Consider the following 4,785-nt stretch of genomic DNA (forward strand, 5'->3'; position numbering starts at 1 on the left):
ACGCTGAACTGCGTTGCGGTACTGACAAAGAAGTTTATGAAGCCGGGCCCTGCAATATCCATTTTCTCGACTTCAGCAGGCGCATGTTCTTCAATTTTCTTGCAAATACTCTCGGCCAGGTTGCGAGGCGCGCTGCCCGCTTGCTTTGCGAGCATGAGGGCGATGTTAGTCGCGAAATCGCCATGACTTTTATCTTTGGTGTTATCAACCATTACCCGGAAGTTGAGATCGGCAGGAAGCGTTTTTTCTGCTTGCAGTTCGTTAATTGCCGTTTCAATAAGTTTTGCGATGGCTTCTTTCATGATGCTCCGGGGGTAAGTGTTGCTGGCTGATATCTTTAGCGATACTCGGCTATAGCGATATTAGGGGCGCGTATTATCTATAATTTCAGGCTTGAGTAAAAGAATCTGCCCGCTTTTCGTTCATCTAAGTAATTAGTTGGTCTCGATCGGGTCTACGTCGATGCTAAGACGCAGATCGCGTTGCTTTAATTGGTGAATGAAATGCAGCGTGTAGTGCTGCGCGATAAAGCGTTGTTTGTTATTTTCAGCAAATACGTGTAAGTAGTAGCGATAGCGATTTTGCTTACGTGAAATGGCTGCGCTAAGCGGACCTGCGATGCAGATCCCGGCAAGCTCTTTGGTCGAGTTTAAGCAGCCTTTTAGCTGGGCAAGGGCTTGTTCGCATCGACCGGCATCAACCGATTCGGCCCTGATAGTCGCCAATTTGCTAAACGGAGGAAGAGCGCAAAGCTCGCGTTCGCGTAACTCGTTTTGCATAAAATTCGTATACTGATGTTGCTTCAGTAACTCCAATAACGGGTGCTCCGGTTGTCGAGTCTGAATGGTGACCTCTCCTTTCTTATCGCCTCGTCCGGCCCGACCTGCAACTTGCAGGAGTTGCTGAGCGCCTTTTTCCATTGCGCGAAAATCAGAACTAAAGAAAAGTCCATCTGCATCAACGACAACAACCAGCGTAACATCGGGGAAATCATGCCCTTTTACGATCATTTGCGTGCCGACGATCAAGCAGGGTTGGCCTTGATGAATGATGCTAGTTGCCTGTTCAAGATCGGCCTGATTCTTGATTTCATCTCTATCCAGGCGCACTAAATCGGTATTGGGGAAGTAATAATGCAGTATCTGCTCGATTCGCTCGGTTCCGGCTCCCACAGCATTTACGTTCGTCCCTTTACATTGCGGGCAGCTACCTACTATTGGGCTTTTATAGTCACAGTGGTGGCAATGAAGTCGGGCAGGTCTTTGGTGCACTGTTGCGCGTGCATCGCAGTTCGGACACTGATATATCCAACCACAATCAAAGCACATCAAACTCGGTGCTAAGCCGCGGCGATTATGGAAAACGATGACTTGATTGCCCTGGTCGATTTGCGTTTTTATTTTGGCAAGAGTGCGAGGGCTAAGAATATCTTTACTCGTTAAGGCTCGCATATCTTCTAACTTTATCGTCGGCATGGCGGCCTTTTTCGCTCTCTGGTTGAGTGTGAGCCAATCAAATCGTCCCTGCTGAGCATTGAGTAAACTGTCTGAAGACGGCGTGGCGCTACCAAGTACGATTGCGCAGTCCTCAAGTTGTGCACGCTTAACGGCTAGATCTCTTGCTGAGTATTTAAAGTTATCTGATTGTTTGTATGAGCTGTCATGCTCTTCGTCAACGATAATGAGTCCAAGCGCTTGCGTGGAAAGGAATATTGCAGAACGCGTTCCGATGAGGACTTTTGCTTGGCCTGTTTTGAGCATCTGGTAAGTGATGAACTTTTCTTTTTCTGTCATGCCTGAGTGGTAGACGGCGACAGGGATGCCTAGCTGGCTTTGAAAGCGCTTGAACGTTTGAGGGGTTAGATTGATCTCTGGAACCAGAACTAGGGCTTGCTTGTCGAGCAGTAAGCACTCTTTTACAGCGGCAATATATACTTCTGTTTTGCCGCTTCCTGTTACACCCTCTAGCAAATGTGGTGAAAAGCGCCCCAGCTTTGCCTTTATGCTAGTAAGGGTGGCGGCTTGCTCTTCATTTAACGTGTAATGATGCGCATCTTCGCTGATCTGCATTGCCTTGCTCGACAGATCGTTTTCTTCCCGCTCAATATAGTCTTGTTGCTCTAGTTTTCTAAGTAGATTGGTGCTGAACCCCATGATGCGAAGTGCATCGTCCCATAACCCTGAGGGAGAATGTTCCAAAGCGTCAAGAGCTGCAATTTGAAGGTGTGCATTGCTTCTGCCCTCAAATGCTTTGCGAGTTCGTCGCCACAAGCTCTTTGTGTAGGTTGGTGCTGCTTTGGGTTTGCGCAGTGCGCTTGGAAGGGCGTTGCTAAATACCTCCCCGATAGGGTGGCTATAGTAGTGTGCTGCCCAAGAGAGCAGGGTGAGCATTTCGCTGCTAAATACGGGCTGCTCTGTAAAGATCATGTCGATGGGTTTCAGTTTTGCATCATCTAGATCACACCTCGTTTTAAGCTCGAGAACAACGCCAACTAGTCTGCGGTTCCCAAAGGGAACGAGCGCGCGAGCGCCAGCGACTGCGTGCTCAGTTTGTACTTTGGTTACGATGTAATCAAAGCCTCCGATGAGAGGAACCGGTAAAGCGATATGCGCGTAAAGCTTGGAATCGTTTGGGGAGTTCATAATCTGGTAGTTTACGCTGAGCAGGTAAGCGGGTCATGTGAAAAACGAACAGTGGGCTGATTTTAGGTAAGGCTAGTCAAAATATAACCAATTCAGGCTTGCACTCTATATAGGTTTTGGTAAGATGCTCCGCCTCAAATTCGGCCTGTGCGCCTTTTTGTGGTGCTAGGCTCGAAGCCTTCCTTGCGGTGCTCATTGCTCGACAGGTTTACAGTGAGTGGCGGCAAAACTTTATAGAGGTCATTATCATGAAAAACGATATTCATCCTGAGTATCAGGAAATCGAAGCAAAATGCAGTTGCGGTAACGTGATCAAGACACGTTCAACACTGTGCAAAGATCTTCTTTTGGACGTGTGCTCGGCGTGCCACCCATTCTACACTGGTAAGCAGAAAGTGATGGACACTGGCGGTCGCATCGACAAGTTCAAGAAGCGTTTCGGAAGCAGAATCGCAAGCTAGTCCGATTCCAAAATTTAAAAAGAGCGCTACGCGCTCTTTTTTTGCACTTAGACAGGGTTTACACCTGTTAGGTCTGAATCAGAGTTCGCAACGTAGAACTCGGTTTCACGGAGTAACTCTTGATGACATGCAGGAGCGATATGCTCGGTATGAAGTCGAGAGTAAGTATCCATTAAAGGCTTCGGCCTAAAATTTTAAAACGGTACACTGTAATGGCAGACGATTTAAAACAAGCAGCACTCGACTATCACGCTCAACCTCGTGCGGGGAAAATCAGTGTTGAAATCACTAAACCAACTCTAACTTCACGTGACCTTTCTCTAGCATACAGCCCTGGTGTAGCAGAGCCAGTGCGTGCAATTGCTGAAAATCCGGAAGACGCGTACAAGTACACGGCAAAGGGCAACCTTGTCGCTGTAATTTCTGACGGCTCCGCGATTCTTGGTCTTGGTAACCTTGGTCCATTGGCAAGTAAGCCAGTAATGGAAGGTAAGGGTGTACTGTTTAAGCGTTTTGCTGGTATTGATGTGTTTGACATCGAGGTTGATTCTGAAAGCCCTCAGGCGTTCATAGATACAACAAAGCGAATCGCAAATACGTTTGGTGGTATTAATCTCGAAGATATCAAAGCACCTGAGTGTTTTGAAATCGAGCGTATCCTTCAAGAGCAGTGCGAAATTCCAATTTTCCACGATGATCAGCATGGTACTGCAATTGTTACCGCTGCGGGCATGATCAACGCGCTTGAGCTAGCGGGTAAGAAAATTGAAGATGCAACAGTTGTTTGTCTAGGTGCCGGCGCAGCCGCTATTGCTTGTATGAAGCTTCTAATTAGCTGTGGCATGAAGCAAGAGAATATCTTCATGCTTGACCGTAAGGGTGTTATTCATACTGGTCGTGATGATTTGAACCAGTACAAGGCGATGTTCGCTAATGACACTGACAAGCGTACGCTTGCAGATGCCTGTGACGGTGCGGATGTTTTTGTTGGTCTATCTGGTCCTAACCTTCTTTCTGTAGAAGATTTGAACCGCATGGCTCCAAATCCGGTCATCTTTGCATGCTCTAACCCTGATCCTGAGATCAAGCCAGAAACAGCAATTGCTGCGCGCTCAGACTTGATCATGGCGACTGGTCGTTCAGACTACCCGAACCAAGTGAATAACGTTCTTGGCTTCCCGTTCATCTTCCGTGGTGCTCTTGACGTTCGTGCAACCGCGATTAATGAAGAGATGAAGGTAGCGGCGGTTCATGCAATTAAAGATCTTGCAAAAGAGCCTGTACCACAGGAAGTCGTTGATGCTTACGGTGGTGAGCCTCTTGAATATGGCAAAGATTATATTATTCCTAAGCCATTGGATGTCCGCTTGTTGGGCGCGGTCTCTGCAGCAGTTGCCAAAGCAGCAGTTGACTCAGGCGTTGCGCGTTTTGGCTATCCTGAGCATTACCCGCTCAAAACAGTCGAAGACATTAAGTAATTAATGTTTTGAATAAAAAAAACCGCTTCATTGAAGCGGTTTTTTTGTGTCTGAATACTTGTCGAAGAATGTAACTATCTGACAGTGCTGATCGCGATTAAATTGGTAAGGGCTTGAATCAGCTCGCTTTAAAAAATGTCCTCTGGTCGTTCAAAGCGTTCATCAGGCTGTCGCTCTGATGCTTCGGTTTCATTGTCGATTAGT

Annotated in this window: 4 protein-coding genes and 1 pseudogene; 2 read left to right on the top strand and 3 right to left on the bottom strand. The window is 47.2% G+C overall.

All coding sequences use genetic code 11. The annotated features are described in order from the left end of the window. Together argS and A3751_RS08760 are read right to left on the bottom strand one after the other, a co-directional pair. Window positions 1-302 (bottom strand): annotated as a pseudogene (argS, locus tag A3751_RS08755) (arginine--tRNA ligase); the annotation flags it as partial. Window positions 303-434: 132 nt separating this feature from the next. Continuing rightward, complete coding sequence (locus A3751_RS08760; protein WP_068454517.1) at window positions 435-2,642, bottom strand: primosomal protein N'; 2,208 nt, start codon at window positions 2,640-2,642, stop codon at window positions 435-437. A gap of 248 nt (window positions 2,643-2,890) precedes the next feature. Between A3751_RS08760 and rpmE the strand changes: the two genes are divergently transcribed. Next, window positions 2,891-3,103, top strand: coding sequence for a 50S ribosomal protein L31 (rpmE, locus tag A3751_RS08765; protein WP_068454520.1), 213 nt, complete (start codon window positions 2,891-2,893; stop codon window positions 3,101-3,103). Window positions 3,104-3,150: 47 nt separating this feature from the next. Here rpmE and A3751_RS23730 read toward each other — a convergent pair whose 3' ends face one another. Then, the gene (locus A3751_RS23730; RefSeq protein ID WP_255374856.1) at window positions 3,151-3,276 is read right to left on the bottom strand and encodes a hypothetical protein; all 126 of its coding nucleotides are present in this window, start codon (window positions 3,274-3,276) and stop codon (window positions 3,151-3,153) included. Between the two features lie 39 nt (window positions 3,277-3,315). Between A3751_RS23730 and A3751_RS08770 the strand changes: the two genes are divergently transcribed. Beyond that, entirely contained in the window at window positions 3,316-4,581 is a 1,266-nt protein-coding gene (locus A3751_RS08770) for a malic enzyme-like NAD(P)-binding protein (protein ID WP_068454522.1), read from the top strand. Window positions 4,582-4,785: the final 204 nt, after the last annotated feature.

Source organism: Oleiphilus sp. HI0080, assembly GCF_001635135.1.

Excerpts from the sequence above, each read along its gene's own strand:
- A3751_RS08760 (WP_068454517.1), bottom strand. The coding sequence starts at position 2,642 with ATGAACTCCCCAAACGATTCCAAGCTTTACGCGCATATCGCTTTACCG.
- rpmE (WP_068454520.1), top strand. The coding sequence starts at position 2,891 with ATGAAAAACGATATTCATCCTGAGTATCAGGAAATCGAAGCAAAATGC.
- A3751_RS23730 (WP_255374856.1), bottom strand. The coding sequence starts at position 3,276 with ATGGATACTTACTCTCGACTTCATACCGAGCATATCGCTCCTGCATGT.
- A3751_RS08770 (WP_068454522.1), top strand. The coding sequence starts at position 3,316 with ATGGCAGACGATTTAAAACAAGCAGCACTCGACTATCACGCTCAACCT.